The following is a 14,803-nucleotide window of genomic DNA, read 5'->3' on the forward strand; positions in this document are numbered from 1 at the left end:
GGAGCGGATGGGCTGACGGCCTGTGGTGGGAGGACCCGTGCTCACTTCGGTGCCGGACGCGGTTCGCGCGGCAGGCCGAGGACCTTCTCGGCGAGGATGTTGCGCTGCACCTGGGAGGTTCCGGCGTAGATCGTCCCCGAGCGGGCGATCAGGTACGTGGCCGACCAGGAGCCGGAGGAGTTCGCCGCGCCGGGGTCGTCGGTGCGGTAGGTCCGCAGCGGCGGCCGGCCGGTGGGCACCTGGGCGTGCATGCCCATGATGTCCATGGCCAGGTCGGTGACCTGGAGGTGGTACTCGCTCCAGTACAGCTTGGCGATGGACGACTCGGGACCGGGCTCGGCGCCCTTGAGCCAGCCGGTCAGGATCCGGTGGCCCAGATGGCGCATGATCTCCACCTTCGACCAGCACCAGGCGATGCGCTGGCGGATCACGGGGTCGCGGTCCTTGCCGTACAGCCGGGCCAGCTCGATCAGGCGCTCGAGCTCGGCCTTGAACAGGATGGGGTTGGTGGCGGCCTCCTCGCCGCGCTCGACGCCCAGCAGGCTCTGCGCCACCGTCCAGCCGTTGTCGACGCCTCCGACGACGAGGTCGGCCCGGGTGCGGGCGCCGGTGAAGAACACCTCGTTGAAGTGCATCTGCCCGCCGGCCATCCGGAAGGGCCGCACCTCCACCCCCGGCTGGTCCAGCGGCACCAGGAGGAACGAGATGCCGCGGTGCCTGGGCGCCCGCTGGTCGGTGCGCGCCAGGACGAAGATCCAGTCGGCCTGGTGGGCCCCGGAGGTCCACACCTTCTGCCCGTCGATCACCCACTCGCCGCCGTCCAGGGAGGGGCGGCGGGCCGGGGTGAGCACCGCGCGGGTGGTCAGCGAGGCCAGGTCGGAGCCGGCGTCCGGCTCGGAGTAGCCCTGGCACCAGGTGTCCTCGCCGCTCAGGATCCGGGGCAGGAAGTGCTTCTTCTGCTCCTCGGTGCCCCAGCGCAGCAGCGTGTTCGCCAGCATCTTGACGCCGAAGGTGTCCTGCGGCAGGCCGAAGGGGACGCCCGCGCGGGCCAGTTCCTCCATGAGCACCACCTGGTGCAGTTTCGACAGGCCGCGGCCCCCGTACTCCTCCGGCCAGGCGACCGCCAGGTAGCCCCGCTCGGCGAGCAGCGCGCGCCATTTCCGGGCGAACTCCCAGGCGGGCTCCTCGTCCAGGGCTCCGATTCCGGGCCAGTCGGCCGGAAGGTGCTCGGCGAGGAAGTCCTTGACCTCCGCGCGGAACGCCTCGGCCTCGGGCGGGTAGCTGATGTCCACGGGGCCCTCTCCTTGCGGCTTAGTAGCTAAATGATTGTACTAGGATGCTGGTTTCGAGTCCGGGGTGGGCCCGTTCCCGGACCGGGTGAAGGGGCCCGGCCCCGCGCCGAAGCGCCGCTTCAGGGGCTCCTTGCGGATTTTTCCGGCCGGGGTGCGCAGCGGCTCGCCGGTGAACTCGATCGAGCGCGGGCACTTGTAGCCCGCCAGGTGCGCCCGGCAGTGCTCGAACAGCCGGGCGGCCGTGCCGCCGTCCGCCGGGCCGCCCTCCTCCAGCTGGACGACCGCCTTGACCTGCTCGCCCATCTCCGCGTCGGGCACGCCGAGGACCGCGGCGTCGGCGACGTCGGGGTGCTCGACCAGGACGTCCTCCACCTCCTGCGGGTAGATGTTGACCCCGCCGGAGATGATCATGTTGATGGCGCGGTCGGTCAGGTAGAGGTGGCCGTCGTCGTCCAGCCGGCCCATGTCGCCGACCGTCCGCCAGCCGCGCCGGTCCGTCGCCGCGGCCGTCTTGCCCGGATCGCCGCGGTACTCGAAGGGCGTGCCGCCCTCGAACCAGATCACGCCCACCTCGCCGGGCGGCAGTTCACGGCCCCGCTCGTCGAGGATGTGCGGGCGCCCCATGAGCGGCCGCCCGACCGAGCCCGGCCTGCGCAGCCACTCCTCGGAGGTGATCGCGGTGGCGCCGATGCCCTCGGTGGCCGAGTAGAACTCGTACAGGACCGGCCCCCACCACTCGATCATCCGGCGCTTGACCGGCACCGGGCAGGGGGCGCCGGCGTGCACCGCCCAGCGCAGGCTCGACAGGTCGTACCGGCGGCGGATCCTCTCGGGCAGCTTCAGCATGCGGACGAACATGGTCGGCACCCACTGGCCGTGCGTCACCCTGTGCCGCTCGATCAGCCGGAGCGCCTCCTCGGCGTCGAAGCGCTCCATGACGACGACGGTCGACCCGGTGCGGTGGCAGGCCATCGACCAGGCCAGGGGAGCGGCGTGGTAGAGCGGGGCGGGGCACAGGTAGACGTCGCCGGGCAGCATGCCCAGGGTCTCGCGGAGCCAGTGTCCGGGGACGTCCGGGTAGGTGCCCATGGGGGCCGCGCTCACCTCACGGCGGATGCCCTTGGGCCGGCCGGTCGTCCCGGACGAGTAGAGCATGATGTCGCCCTCGCACTCGTCCGGGATCGGGGTGTCCGGCAGGTCCCGGACGGCCTCCTCGTACGCCTCCCAGCCCGGGACCGTGCCGCCGATCATCAGCCGGCGCTCGATGCCCGGGAGCGCCTCGGGGGTCAGCGCCGAGGCCGTGCCGGCGAGCTCCCGCGTCATCACCACGACCTTGGCGCCGCTGTCGCCGGCGATGTAGGCCGACTCCTCGGGGGTGAGGTGGTGGTTGACCATCGTCAGCTGGAGTCCCGCGCGCTGGGCGGCCCAGGCGAGATCGAAGACCTCGGGCCGGTTGCCGCTCAGCACCGCGAGCGCGTCCCCCGGCCGCAGACCCTGGCGGCGCAGCAGGTGGGCGACGCGGTTCGACCGGGCGTCGAGGTCGCGGTAGGTGACGACCTCGCCGGAGCCGCCCATCACGACGGCCGGCAGGGCGGGGGACGATCTGGCGAACGTTCCTGGATACATGGCTCCTCCTGGCGGTGCCCGGTCGCTGCCCGCGCTTCCCGATCTCCTCCGGCGGCCCCGGCGGCACGGTGAAGGCATATTAGATCAATAAGTTAACTCTATAAGCGAGCCGACGGTGCCCCGGTCACACGCCGATCGCCGTCGCCAGGAGCTCCCTGTGGTGGGCGGAGTCGCCCAGCAGGAGCTGCGAGGTCTTCGCGCGCTTGAAGTACAGGTGCGCGGGATGCTCCCAGGTGAACCCGATGCCGCCGTGGACCTGGATGCAGTCCTGGGCGGCCTTGACGCACGCGTCCGAGCAGAACGCCTTGGCCAGGCTCGCCGCCGCGGGCAGGTTCGCGTCGCCGTTCTGCGCCGACAGCAGCGCGGCGTAGGCCGCGGCCCTGGCGGACTCGACCTCCATCAGCACGTCGGCCAGGAGGTGCTTGACGGCCTGGAACGAACCGATCGCGCGGCCGAACTGGTGCCGGACCTTCGCGTACTCCACCGCCATCTCCAGCGCCCGGGAGGCCACCCCCACCTGCTCGGCCGCCAGTGCCGCCGCGCTGTGGTGCAGAACCAGCTCGACCAGTTCCCACGCGTCGCCCCGCGTGCGCAACCGCCGCGCCCGGACGCCCCGGTATTCGAGGCGGGCTTGGCGCCGCGTGGGGTCGAGGGTGGGCAGGACGGTGCGCGTGAGCCCGTCGGCGTCGCCGTCCACCCGGAAGACGCCGATGTCGTCGGCGGTCCGGGCCACGGTCAGGACGAGGTCGGCCTGAGCGCCGTCGAGGACGAAGGTCTTGTGGCCGTCGAGCAGCCAGCCGCCCTCCTGGTCGGCGCGGGCCGTCAGCGTGACGCCCTGGCGGTCCCACCGCGCCGAGTCCTCGGTCAGGGCCAGCGTCGCGATCCGCTCGCCGGCGGCCAGGGCGGGGAGGAGGTCCGACCGGGCCCCCTCGTCGTCGCTGTGCAGCAGCGCCGTCGTGGCCTGTACCGCGGAGGCCAGGTACGGCGCGCACAGCAGGGCGCGCCCCATCTCCTCCATCACCAGCCCGACCTCGACGGGCCCGGCGCCCGCGCCGCCGTGCCGCTCCGGCACGGCGAGCCCCTGCAGGCCGAGCTCGGCTCCCATCCGGCGCCACAGCGCCGGGTCGTGGCCGGCCTCGGTCTCCATGGCGCGGCGCATCTCGGCTTCCGGCGCCGTGGCCTCCAGGAACGCGCGCACCGTCCGGCGCAGCTCCTCCTGGGCCTCGTCGAAGGCGAAGTCCATCTTCCACTCCTGATGCGGTCGGTGCCGTGAAGTGACGGCGGTTGCGGGCAGGGCTCGGGGAGGAGCGGTGATCAGTCCTTGGACAGGAGCTTCTGGACGATCGCCACGTGCTCGGCGGAGTGCATGGTCTCCCGTTCGGCGAGCAGCGCGGCCTCCTGCACGCTCGACATCGCCTGTTCGAGGTGGAGGTTCACGGCGCGCTTGGTGCCGCGCAGCGCCTGGGCGGGCAGCTCCGCCAGGCGCCGCGCGAGCTTCATCGCCTCCTCCAGCACCTCGTCCCTGGGGGCGGCCGAGTTGGCCAGGCCCAGGCGGACGGCGTCCTCGGCGCGAACCTTGCGGCCCAGGAAGAGCAGCTCCTTCGCGCGGGCCAGCCCGACGATCAGCGGCAGCACCAGCGCGCCGCCGTCGCCGGCGACCAGTCCCACCTGGACGTGCGGGTCGGCCAGGTGGGCGTCCTCCGCGATGACCACCAGGTCGCTGAGCAGGGCGAGGCTGCAGCCCAGCCCGACGGCCGGGCCGTTGACGGCCGCGACGACCGGCAGCGGGCAGCGCACCATGCCGGCGACGATCCGGCGGGCCTCGTTGACGTTCTGGTCCCGGAACGCCTCGTCGCGCTGGACCCGGGTCATCACCTCGAAGTTGCCGCCGGCGCTGAAGGCGCGCCCGCGCCCGGTGAGCACGACGGCGCGGGCCTCGGCGTCGGCGGCGACGCGGTCCCACACCTCCGCCAGCGCGGTGTGCAGGCCCTCGCTCGTCGAGTTCAGCTCGTCGGGCCGGTTCAGCTCCAGCAGCCGGACCGGCCCGTGCGCGGTCACCACGAGCTCGGGGGACAGGTCGTACATCGCACCTCCACGAGGGTTGCCCAACTAAAGGTCATCATAGTTGAATGGTCTAACTAAATATACGGAAGTGCTTCCAGTGGTGCGGTGGAGGGTGGGCGTGAGCGAACGGCCCGGGCGAGAGTACGAGACGCTGCTGGCGGACCTGACCGACCGTGTCCTCACGGTCACGCTCCACCGCCCCGACCGGCTGAACGCCTGCACGCCGCGGATGACGGCCGACCTCCTCGCCGTGCTCGACAGGGCCGACCGCGAGGACGAGGTGCGGGCCGTGATCGTCACCGGCGCGGGGCGGGCCTTCTGCGCGGGCGCCGACGTGAGCGCGGGCGGCGGCTCCTTCGACCACCGGGAGGCGGGCGCCGCCCACCGGGACGTCGGCGGCCTGGTCGCCCTGCGCCTGTACGCCTGCACCAAGCCGGTGATCGCGGCGATCAACGGGCCCGCGGTGGGGGTGGGGGCGAGCATGACCCTGCCGATGGACATCCGGCTCGCCTCGACCGAGGCGCGGTTCGGCTTCGTCTTCGCCCGCCGGGGGATCGTCCCGGAGTCGGCGTCCAGCTGGTTCCTGCCCAGGGCTGTGGGGATGCAGCGGGCGATGGAGTGGGTCGCCACCGGGCGGCTCTTCGGTGCCGGGGAGGCGCACGCCGCCGGTCTGGTGCTGTCCGTGCACGAGCCGGACGACCTGCTGCCCGCGGCCCGCGTGATCGCCGGTGAGATCGCCGCCAACACCGCCCCGGTGTCGGTCGCGCTGGCCCGGCAGATGATGTGGCGGATGCTCGGCGAGCCGCATCCGATGAAGGCGCACCGGCTCGACTCGCGGATCATGAGCCAGCTCGGCGGCGGCCCGGATCCGACCGAGGGCATCGAGTCCTTCCTGGCCAAACGTCCGCCGGACTTCCCGGGGAGGGTGAGCTCCGACATGCCGCCGATCTATCCGTGGTGGGACGAGGAGGACTTCCGCCCGCTGGACGAGGACCGGTAGCGGATCACTTCAGCTAAATAGTTATACTATTAAATCGGATATGACCATTCAGAACCCGCCCTGCGTACAGGAGTGCCTGTGACCACGATCCGTCGCATGACCTTCGGTGATGTGATCCGCGAGCATCGCCGTTCCTTCGCCGACGCCGACGCGCTCGTCGACGGCGACCTGCGCCTCACCTGGTCGGAGCTCGACACCAGGACCGACCGGCTGGCCTCCGCGCTCACCGCCGCGGGCGTGGGGGCCGGGGACCGGATCCTGTGGCTCGGCCAGAACTCGTTCAGGGTCTACGAGCTGCTGGGCGCCGCGGCCAAGATCGGCGCCATGGTCTGCCCGGGCTACTGGCGCTGGGCGGTGCCGGAGATGGTCTTCGCGATCGAGGACTTCGATCCCAAGGTGATCGTCTGGCAGCAGGAGGAGATCGGCGAGACCGTCGCCAAAGCGCGGGGCGCGGTGACAGGCGGGGAGGCGGCGGAGCGCACGACGCTCTGGCTGCGCCACGACGGCGACGGCGCGGACTCCTACGAGTCGTTCCTCGCCTCCGGCGCCGCCGGGGACCCCGGCCGGGACGTCGACCCCGACACCGCGCTCATGGTCATCTACACGGCGGCGATCAGCGGCCGCCAGTGCGGGTCGATGCTGTCGCACCGCAACCTGCTGGCGATGGGCGCCAACGCCGCGTGGATGGGCGACATCGGCCAGGAGGCGGCCTTCCTCAACGCCGGGCCGATGTTCCACATCGGCAACTACCAGATCTGGGGCATGCCGGTGTTCGTGCACGGCGGCAAGAACGTCGTGGTGCGCCGCGTCGACCCCGAGCTGCTGCTGCCGCTGCTGGTCCGCGAGCGGTGCACGCACGCCTACCTCATGCCGCCGACCATCGCCAGCCTCGTGGAGCTCAACAAGGAGGCGGGGCACGACCTCTCGTTCCTGCGGGCGAGCATCGCCCCGCAGCTGTGGCAGGGCATGGCGACGACCGACACCAGCCGCTTCACCCGCAACGGCGGCGGCGAGGGACGCGTCTACGGGCAGACCGAGGTGACCGGTCTCGCCGTCACGTCGGCGTCCGGCGGGGCGGGGATCGGGAACGCGGGCCGGCCGGGCCCGTTCGCGATGGTCCGGATCCTGGACGGCGAGGGCCGGGAGCGCCCGGTCGGGGAGGCCGGGGAGATCTGCGTGCGCGGGGATCTGGTGCACCTGGGGTACTGGAACCGTCCCGAGATCAACGCCGAGCGGTTCCGGCACGGCTGGTGGCACACCACCGACCTCGGCCGCAGGGAGGCCGACGGGACGATCAGCTTCCTGGGCACCACGACCCGGATGCTCAAGTCCGCGGCCGAGAACATCTTCCCCGCCGAGGTCGAGAACTGCCTGGAGTCGCATCCGGCGGTGCGCGAGGCGGCGGTGATCGGCGTTCCGAACGAGCGCTGGGCGCAGGACGTCAAGGCGGTCGTGGTCCTCCACGACGGTGCCGGGGCCGGTGCGGAGGAGCTGATCGAGCACTGCCGCGAGCGCATCGCCTCGTACAAGAAGCCCAAGACCGTCGAGTTCCTCGGCGCGCTGCCCCGCACGGCCGCGGGGGGCAAGGACTACGACGCGCTGGACGAGCGCTTCGGCGGCGGCGGATACCCCGGCGCCGACACCCTGGGGGCGGGCCGTTGACCGCCATGGACGCGACGCCGAGGAGGCGGCATGGCTGACCGGAAGGCCGTGATCGTCGGGATCCACGCCACCGAGCAGGGGCTGTCGCTGCCGCACCGGACCGCGATGGACCTGGCCCTGGACGCGGTCCGCGGGGCGATCTCCGACGCCGGGCTGACCCCGGCCGACATCGACGGCGCCCAGCTCGACTGGCCCGGACCCGGCGGCGTCGCGGGCGAGGGCAGCTCCTGGGCCCGCCTGTTCGGCCGGGACCTGCGCTGGACCAGTGACTCCATGCTGGACAACGCCGGTGCGCGCGGGCTGCTGAAGGCGGCCGCGGCGGTCACGGCGGGGTATGCCGACACGGTCGTGGTGGGCGGCTGCCGCCTGGTGTCCCGTGGGCCGGACAACGCGCCCGTGGGCGCCGGTGACGAGCCCCTGGAGTTCACCGACGTCTGGGGCTCCTACGTGGTCGCGCAGTTCGCCCTGGTCGCCGCGCGGCACATGCACGAGTACGGCACCACCTCCCGCCAGCTCGCCGAGGTGGCGGCCACGATCCGCAACAACGGCTCGTCCAATCCCGAGGCGATGATGTACGGCAAGGGGCCCTACACGGCCGAGGACGTGCTCGCCTCCCGCATGGTCGCCACCCCGTTCCACCTGCTCGACTGCTGCATCGTCGGGGAGGGCGGCGCCGCGTTCGTGGTGACCACGGCCGACCGCGCCCGGGACCTTCCGCACTCCCCGGTCGCGGTGCTGGGCGGGGGGATGGAGTACCACCAGGCCGCCTACGCCAACCCGGCCCTCTACCGGGAGGTCGGCCAGATCGGCCGGGACGCCTCGTCCCGCGCCTACGGGATGGCCGGCGTCGGCGCGCATGACATCGACGTCTTCTCCCTCTACGACCCCAACTCCTTCGAGATCATCCGTCAGCTGGAGGCGCTGGGGGTCTGCGCGGAGGGAGAGGGCGGGCCGCTCGCCGAGAGCGGGGCCATCGCGCTGGACGGCAAGCACCCGGTGAACCCGGACGGCGGCTGCCTCTCCTACTCCTGGAACGGAACCCAGCAGATGACGCTCAAGGTCGTGGAGGCCGTACGGCAACTGCGCGGTACGGCGGTGCACCAGATCGAGGGCGCGCGGCTCGCCGTCGTGGGCAACGCGGGCTCGGGCGCGCAGCACTACGAGATGGCCGTCCTGGGGGAGGGCCGATGAGTCGGCCGGTGCCCGTGCCGACGGAGCTGACCCGTCCCTTCTGGGAGGGGACCCGCCGGGGAGAGCTGCTGATTCCGCGCTGCGCGGACTGCGGGACGCGCTTCTTCGTCCCCGAGCCCGTCTGCCCCGGCTGCCTGTCGGCGGACTGGAGCTACGAGCCGTCGAGCGGGCGCGGGGCCGTCTACTCCGTGACCGTCGTGCACCGGGCTCCCGGTCCCGGCTTCGAGGTGCCCTTCGCCCTCGCGGTGATCGACCTCGACGACGGGGGGACGCTGCTCTCCCACGTCGTGGACGTGGAGCCGCACTCGGTGGCGATCGGGGCGCGGGTGCGGGTGTCCTTCCGCGAGCTGGACGGCACCATCACGCTGCCGTGCTTCGTCCCGGAGGAGCATCCCGAAGCATCGAGTAGATAATTAAATTATTTAACTGTATTGTGGGCGGGTCGGTTCCGAGCACGTCCAGCCAGGAGGAGATGTGGAACTGCAGGGCAGGGTCGCGATGGTGACCGGTGCCGGGCGCGGCATCGGCGCCTCGATCGCCGACGCGCTCGCCGCCCGGGGCGCCGCCGTCGCGGTGTGCGACGTGGACGCCGGGGCCGCCGAGAAGGGCGCCGCCGCGGTGGCCGCGCGGCATGGCGTCCGCACCGTGGGCGTCGCCGCCGACATCTCCGACGGGGCCGCGGTCCGCGCCGCGGTGAGCACCGTCAAGGACGCGCTCGGACCGGTCGACGTCCTGGTCAACAACGCGGCCGTGGACGTGATCAAGAGCTTCGTGGACGGCACCGAGGAGGAGTGGGACCGGATCATCGCGGTCAACCTCCGCGGCACCATCACCGTGACCCGCGCCGTGCTCGACGACATGATCGCCCGCGGCACCGGGAAGATCGTCCACATCGCCTCCGACGCCGGCCGGGTCGGCTCCTCCGGCGAGGTGGTCTATTCGGCCACCAAGGGCGGTGTGATCGCCTTCGGCAAGGCGCTGGCCCGCGAGGTCGCCCGGCACGGCATCACGGTCAACACCGTGTGCCCGGGCCCGACCGACACCGCGCTGCTCGGCCAGGTGGCCGACTACAGCCAGAAGATGTACGACGCGACGATCCGCGCGATCCCGCTCCGGCGCCCCGCCGAGCCCGCCGAGGTCGCGGGGGTCGTGGCGTTCCTCGCGACGGACGCCGCCGCGTACATGACCGGCCAGACGCTGTCGGTCAGCGGCGGCCTGACGATGCTGTGAGGAACGCCGAGATGACCCAGGTATTGACGACCGAGGTGCGGGGCCGTGTCGCCGTCCTCACGCTGAACCGCCCCGGCAAGCTCAACGCCATCGGGACGCCCACCCTGGACCGGCTGGAGTCGGAGCTGCACCGGCTGCGCGGCGAACGCGAGGTCCGCGCGCTCGTCATCACCGGTGCGGGGCGCGCCTTCTCGGCCGGAGCGGATCTGGACGAGATCGGGGCCTGCGCGGGCCCCTACGACTTCCGGGCCTTCGTCCACCGGACCACCGACGTCTTCGGCCTGCTGGAGGCGTACCCGAAGCCGTCGGTCGCCGCCGTCCACGGGTTCGCCTTCGGCGGCGGCCTCGAACTCACCCTGGCCTGCGACCTGCGGGTCGCCGAGGCCGGCGCGCGGCTGGGCGTGCCGGAGATGAAACTGGGCGTCCTGCCCGGCGCGGCGGGGACCCAGCGCCTGCCCAGGCTCGCCCCGCCCGCGATCGCCAAGCAGATGATCCTCACGGGCGAGCCCGTCACGGCCGAGCGCGCGCACGCGGTGGGGCTGGTCAACGAGCTGGCCCCGCCCGGGGGAGCGCTCGACGCGGCGCTGGAACTCGCCGAGCGGCTGGCGGCCGGTGCGCCGCGGGCACTGGAGGCGGGCAAGCACCTGGTGGATCGCGGGCTCGGGATGGACCTGGACACCGCGATCGCCTACGAGCGGGAGACCGTGACGGCGCTGTTCACCACCCTCGACCGCGAAGAGGGATTGAAGGCGTTCCGCGAGCGCCGCGAGCCCGAGTTCCAGGGCCGGTGAACCCGCGGCCGAGACGAGGAAGATGACCATGGACTTCAGCTTCAGCGAGGAGCAGGAGGAGCTGCGCACGATCGTGCGCTCGTTCCTCGCCGCGCATTCGGCCGAGACCGACGTGCGGCGGATCTCCGAGGGCGGCGAGGGCTACGACCCGCCGGTATGGCGGCGCATGGCCGGTGAGCTCGGGCTCCAGGGGCTCGCCGTCCCCGAGGAGTACGGGGGCGCGGGCTTCGGGTACGCCGAGCTCGGGATCGTCTTCGAGGAGATGGGACGGGCGCTGCTGTGCGCCCCGTACTTCGCCTCGGTCGCCCTCGCCGCCGAGGCGCTCCTGCGCACCGATGACGAACTCGCCGCCAAGGACCTGCTCCCGGGCATCTGCGCCGGGACGACCGTGGCGACGCTCGCACTGACCGAGGAGGGCGGGCGCTGGACCGAGGACGAGGTCAGGCTCGCCGCCTCGCACGTCGGCGGCGGCTGGGCGCTGTCGGGCGTCAAGACCTACGTCCCGGACGGGCACCTCGCCGACCTGCTGCTGGTCGTGGCGCGCGGCGAGGACGGCGTCAGCCTGTTCGCGGTCGAGGCCACCGCCCCCGGCCTCACCAGGACACGGCTGCCGACCCTGGACCAGACCCGCGAGCAGGCGCGGCTGGAGTTCGTCAGCACGCCCGCGCGGCTGGTCGGGCGGGCCGGGACGGCGTGGCCGGTCGTCGAGCGCACCCTGGCCACCGCGGGGATCCTGCTCGCCGCCGAGCAGGTCGGCGGCGCGGCGGCCACGCTCGCGACGGCCGTCGAGTACGCGAAGGTCCGGGTGCAGTACGGCCGTCCGATCGGCTCGTTCCAGGGGGTCAAGCACCTGTGCGCCGACCTCCTCACCGAGCTGGAGTCGGCCCGTTCGGCCGCCTACGGCGGGCTGTGGGCCCTGGAGTCGGGCGACGAGCGGGAGATCCGCGTCGCCGCGGCCCTGGCCCAGGTCTACTGCTCGGAGGTCTTCAGCCGGGTGGCGGCCGGCAGCGTCCAGGTGCACGGCGCCATCGGCTTCACCTGGGAGCATCCGGCGCATCTGTACTTCAAGCGGGCGAAGAGCGCTGAGGCGCTGCTGGGATCGCCCGCCCACCACCGCGAGCTCCTGGCCGCCGCGCTGGGCCTGTGACCGCGCGGTTCGCGAGGAGGTAGCGATGATGGAGTTGCAGTTCGGCGCGGAGGCCGAGGAGTTCCGCGAGGAGGTGCGCACCTGGCTGGCCGAGCACCTGGTCGGCGAGTTCGCCGCGCACCGCGGGGTCGGAGGCCCGACCGACGGTGAGGCGTGGGAGGTCCGCCTCGCCTGGGACCGGGAGCTGTCGGCCGGGGGCTGGCTGGGCGTCGGCTGGCCCCGGGAGTACGGCGGCCGTGGCCTGGGCCTGCTGGAGGAGATCGTCTTCGAGTACGAGTACGCGCGGTCCGGGGCCCCCTACCGGGCCACCGGCAACGGCCTCGACCTGCTGGGCCCGATGCTGATCGCGATGGGCGGCGAGGAGCAGAAGCAACGCTTCCTCCCGCGCATCCTGGCCGTCGAGGAACTGTGGGGCCAGGGGTTCAGCGAGCCCGGTGCCGGGTCCGACCTGGCGTCCGTGCGCACCCGTGCGGAGCTCGATGGAAACGAGTGGGTCGTCAACGGCCAGAAGGTGTGGACCACCTTCGGCATGCACGCCGACTGGTTGTACGCGCTGTGCCGGACCGACCCCGATTCCAAGCGGAGCAAGGGCCTCAGCATGCTGCTGATCCCGGCCGACCAGCCCGGTGTCGAGATCCGTCCCATCCGCTCCCTGGCCGGTCAGGACGAGTTCGCCGAGGTGTTCTTCACCGACGCCCGGACGCCGGCGGACATGGTCGTCGGCGAGGTGGGCCAGGGCTGGCGGACCGCGATGGGGACGCTCGGCATCGAGCGCGGCACCACACTGCTGCCCCTGCAGCTCACCTTCGAGCGGGAGATGGACGCGCTGCTGGAACTGGCCCGCGACCGCGGCGCGCTGGACGACCCGATGCACCGCCGGTCGATCCTGGACGCCTGGATGTCGGTGCGGATCATGCGTACCACCAACCTGCGCACGGTGGCCGAGCTGCTCCAGGGCCGCACCCCCGGGCCGCAGGCGACGACGGCCAAGCTCTACGCCTCGACCAACCACCAGCGGATGGGGCACCTGGCGACGGAGATCGCGGGACCGGCCGGGCAGATCGTCGGGGACGGCTACGGCCTGGACACCCGGCAGCGCTCGTTCCTCATCTCGCTCGCCGAGACCATCTACGGCGGATCGAGCGAGGTGCAGCGCAACATCATCGGTGAGCAGGTGCTCGGCCTCCCGAGAGATCCGAGGCCGGTGTGAACGGAGGTCGGTTCGATGACCACGCCCCCATCGCCTGACAGTCCCGATCTCCTGGAACGGATCGACCGGATCGAGTCCCGTCTGGCCATCGGGCAACTGCCCATCCGCTACGCGCTCGCGGTCGACTCCAGGGACCTGGACGCGTGGGTCGCCTGCTTCCGCCCGGACGTGGACATGGGCCGTCACGGGCGCGGCCGTGAGGTCCTGCGCGCGTACATCGAGCCCCTCGTGCGCGGCTTCTACCGGTCGGTGCACCAGATCTGCGGGCACCGCATCGAGTTCACCGATCGCGACCACGCGACGGGCGCCGTCTACTGCCGGGCCGAGCACGAGGTGGGCGACCGGTGGATCGTGATGGCGATCTGCTACCTGGACGACTACGTCCGCCTCGACGGCGAGTGGTACTTCTCCCGCCGCAGCGAGAAGCACTGGTACGCCGCCGACGTGACCGAGCGCCCCCAGGCGGTGGGCTTCACCGGCTGGGAGGGGGCCTCCGAGCCTCCGCTGCCCGCCGGGTTCGCGTCCTGGGCGCCCTTCTGGGACGGCGATCCGGCGGTCGAGGGGCTCACGGGACGGCCGTGAGCCGTGCATTCACTATCTGAGGAGCCAGTGCATGTCCGAGAAACTGTGCGAGGGGCGCGTCGTCGTCATCACGGGCGCCGGGAACGGGCTCGGGAAGGCGCACGCGCTGGCGTTCGCCGCCCAGGGGGCCAGGGTCGTGGTCAACGACCTCGGTGGCGGGCGTGACGGCGGCGGCGCCTCCGGCGGCCCGGCGCAGCAGGTGGTGGACGAGATCGTCGCCGCCGGCGGCGAGGCCGTGGCCAACACCGACGACATCTCGTCCTGGGAGGGCGCGCGGCGGCTGGTCGGCCAGGCCGTGGAGGCGTTCGGCGGCCTGGACGTGCTGGTCAACAACGCCGGCATCCTGCGCGACCGGATGGTCGTGTCGATGACCGAGCGTGACTGGGACAGCGTGCTCGCGGTGCATCTCAAGGGCACCTTCGCGCCGCTGCACCACGCGGCCGCGTACTGGCGCGAGCAGGCCAAGGGCGGCCGGGCGGTGGACGCCCGGGTCATCAACACGACCTCGCCGTCGGGGCTGTTCGGGAGCGTGGGCCAGGGGAACTACGGCGCCGCGAAGGCGGGGATCGCGAGTCTGACGATCATCGCGGCCGCGGAGCTGGCCCGTTACGGCGTCACGGTCAACGCCGTGGCGCCCACGGCGCTGACCAGGCTGACCGAGGACATCGCGTTCATGCGGGACGCGGCGGCGAAGGGCGACCTGAGCCCGGAGGCGATCTCGCCGCTGGTGGTGTGGCTGGGCTCGGCCGCCTCCAGGGACGTGACGGGCCGCGTCTTCGGCGCGATGGGGAACCGGATCACGGTGCTGGAGGGCTGGGTCGCCGGCCCGTCGGCCGATTCCGCGGACCGGTGGGAGCCCGCGGCCCTCACCGGCGTCGTCCCGGGACTGGTGGCCGAGGCCGCGCCCAACGCCGACGGGCTGGGCGAGCGCGCCGCGGGCTGAGGCACGTCCCGCCGCCGGCCGCCCCTCGGCTTGCAGGCCGCCTCAATCTCATAGAATAATCTAAC

General features: G+C 72.5%; 14 protein-coding genes. 10 read left to right on the forward strand and 4 right to left on the reverse strand.

Annotation, left to right across the window (positions count from 1 at the left end; genetic code table 11):
* Window positions 1-41: 41 nt before the first annotated feature.
* From ACFPZN_RS19970 to ACFPZN_RS19985, 4 genes are all read right to left on the reverse strand, one after another.
* Entirely contained in the window at window positions 42-1,292 is a 1,251-nt protein-coding gene (locus ACFPZN_RS19970) for an acyl-CoA dehydrogenase family protein (RefSeq protein WP_378283540.1), read from the reverse strand.
* 39 nt (window positions 1,293-1,331) lie between these two features.
* The gene (locus ACFPZN_RS19975) at window positions 1,332-2,918 is read right to left on the reverse strand and encodes an acyl-CoA synthetase (protein WP_378283541.1); all 1,587 of its coding nucleotides are present in this window, start codon (window positions 2,916-2,918) and stop codon (window positions 1,332-1,334) included.
* A gap of 124 nt (window positions 2,919-3,042) precedes the next feature.
* A complete protein-coding gene (locus ACFPZN_RS19980; RefSeq protein WP_378283542.1) occupies window positions 3,043-4,161 on the reverse strand; it encodes an acyl-CoA dehydrogenase family protein in 1,119 nt (372 codons plus the stop codon).
* 71 nt (window positions 4,162-4,232) lie between these two features.
* Window positions 4,233-5,003: an enoyl-CoA hydratase/isomerase family protein gene (locus tag ACFPZN_RS19985; RefSeq protein WP_378283543.1), complete on the reverse strand. Its 771-nt coding sequence runs from the start codon at window positions 5,001-5,003 to the stop codon at window positions 4,233-4,235.
* Window positions 5,004-5,100: 97 nt separating this feature from the next.
* Here ACFPZN_RS19985 and ACFPZN_RS19990 point away from each other — a divergent pair, with 97 nt between their 5' ends.
* The 10 genes from ACFPZN_RS19990 (at window position 5,101) to ACFPZN_RS20035 (ending at window position 14,738) form a co-directional block, all read left to right on the forward strand.
* Window positions 5,101-5,982 carry a crotonase/enoyl-CoA hydratase family protein gene (locus ACFPZN_RS19990; RefSeq protein WP_378283544.1) on the forward strand — a complete coding sequence of 294 codons (882 nt, stop codon included), beginning with the start codon at window positions 5,101-5,103 and terminating at the stop codon, window positions 5,980-5,982.
* Between the two features lie 96 nt (window positions 5,983-6,078).
* Entirely contained in the window at window positions 6,079-7,644 is a 1,566-nt protein-coding gene (locus ACFPZN_RS19995; RefSeq protein WP_378283545.1) for an AMP-binding protein, read from the forward strand.
* 30 nt (window positions 7,645-7,674) lie between these two features.
* A complete protein-coding gene (locus ACFPZN_RS20000) occupies window positions 7,675-8,835 on the forward strand; it encodes a thiolase family protein (RefSeq protein ID WP_378283546.1) in 1,161 nt (386 codons plus the stop codon).
* A gap of 8 nt (window positions 8,836-8,843) precedes the next feature.
* On the forward strand, window positions 8,844-9,248 hold the full coding sequence (locus ACFPZN_RS20005; RefSeq protein WP_378283547.1) for a Zn-ribbon domain-containing OB-fold protein: 405 nt from the start codon (window positions 8,844-8,846) through the stop codon (window positions 9,246-9,248).
* Between the two features lie 61 nt (window positions 9,249-9,309).
* Complete coding sequence (locus ACFPZN_RS20010; RefSeq protein ID WP_378283548.1) at window positions 9,310-10,065, forward strand: SDR family oxidoreductase; 756 nt, start codon at window positions 9,310-9,312, stop codon at window positions 10,063-10,065.
* A gap of 11 nt (window positions 10,066-10,076) precedes the next feature.
* Window positions 10,077-10,856, forward strand: coding sequence for an enoyl-CoA hydratase/isomerase family protein (locus tag ACFPZN_RS20015; protein WP_378283549.1), 780 nt, complete (start codon window positions 10,077-10,079; stop codon window positions 10,854-10,856).
* Window positions 10,857-10,884: 28 nt separating this feature from the next.
* A complete protein-coding gene (locus ACFPZN_RS20020) occupies window positions 10,885-12,003 on the forward strand; it encodes an acyl-CoA dehydrogenase family protein (protein ID WP_378283550.1) in 1,119 nt (372 codons plus the stop codon).
* A 25-nt stretch (window positions 12,004-12,028) separates the two neighbouring features.
* Window positions 12,029-13,213, forward strand: a complete 1,185-nt coding sequence (locus tag ACFPZN_RS20025; protein ID WP_378283551.1) for an acyl-CoA dehydrogenase family protein — start codon at window positions 12,029-12,031, stop codon at window positions 13,211-13,213.
* 15 nt (window positions 13,214-13,228) lie between these two features.
* Window positions 13,229-13,795 carry a nuclear transport factor 2 family protein gene (locus ACFPZN_RS20030; RefSeq protein ID WP_378283552.1) on the forward strand — a complete coding sequence of 189 codons (567 nt, stop codon included), beginning with the start codon at window positions 13,229-13,231 and terminating at the stop codon, window positions 13,793-13,795.
* Between the two features lie 31 nt (window positions 13,796-13,826).
* Window positions 13,827-14,738, forward strand: a complete 912-nt coding sequence (locus ACFPZN_RS20035; protein ID WP_378283553.1) for an SDR family oxidoreductase — start codon at window positions 13,827-13,829, stop codon at window positions 14,736-14,738.
* The last annotated feature ends 65 nt before the right edge of the window (window positions 14,739-14,803 follow it).

The sequence above is a fragment of the Actinomadura rugatobispora genome (assembly GCF_042656285.1).
Classification (GTDB): Bacteria; Actinomycetota; Actinomycetes; order Streptosporangiales; family Streptosporangiaceae; genus Spirillospora; species Spirillospora rugatobispora.

Coding starts and splice junctions, on each gene's coding strand:
- ACFPZN_RS20030 (WP_378283552.1), top strand. CDS start 13,229: ATGACCACGCCCCCATCGCCTGACAGTCCCGATCTCCTGGAACGGATC.
- ACFPZN_RS20000 (WP_378283546.1), top strand. CDS start 7,675: ATGGCTGACCGGAAGGCCGTGATCGTCGGGATCCACGCCACCGAGCAG.
- ACFPZN_RS20035 (WP_378283553.1), top strand. CDS start 13,827: ATGTCCGAGAAACTGTGCGAGGGGCGCGTCGTCGTCATCACGGGCGCC.
- ACFPZN_RS20015 (WP_378283549.1), top strand. CDS start 10,077: ATGACCCAGGTATTGACGACCGAGGTGCGGGGCCGTGTCGCCGTCCTC.
- ACFPZN_RS20020 (WP_378283550.1), top strand. CDS start 10,885: ATGGACTTCAGCTTCAGCGAGGAGCAGGAGGAGCTGCGCACGATCGTG.
- ACFPZN_RS20025 (WP_378283551.1), top strand. CDS start 12,029: ATGATGGAGTTGCAGTTCGGCGCGGAGGCCGAGGAGTTCCGCGAGGAG.
- ACFPZN_RS19980 (WP_378283542.1), bottom strand. CDS start 4,161: ATGGACTTCGCCTTCGACGAGGCCCAGGAGGAGCTGCGCCGGACGGTG.
- ACFPZN_RS19995 (WP_378283545.1), top strand. CDS start 6,079: ATGACCTTCGGTGATGTGATCCGCGAGCATCGCCGTTCCTTCGCCGAC.
- ACFPZN_RS19985 (WP_378283543.1), bottom strand. CDS start 5,003: ATGTACGACCTGTCCCCCGAGCTCGTGGTGACCGCGCACGGGCCGGTC.
- ACFPZN_RS19975 (WP_378283541.1), bottom strand. CDS start 2,918: ATGTATCCAGGAACGTTCGCCAGATCGTCCCCCGCCCTGCCGGCCGTC.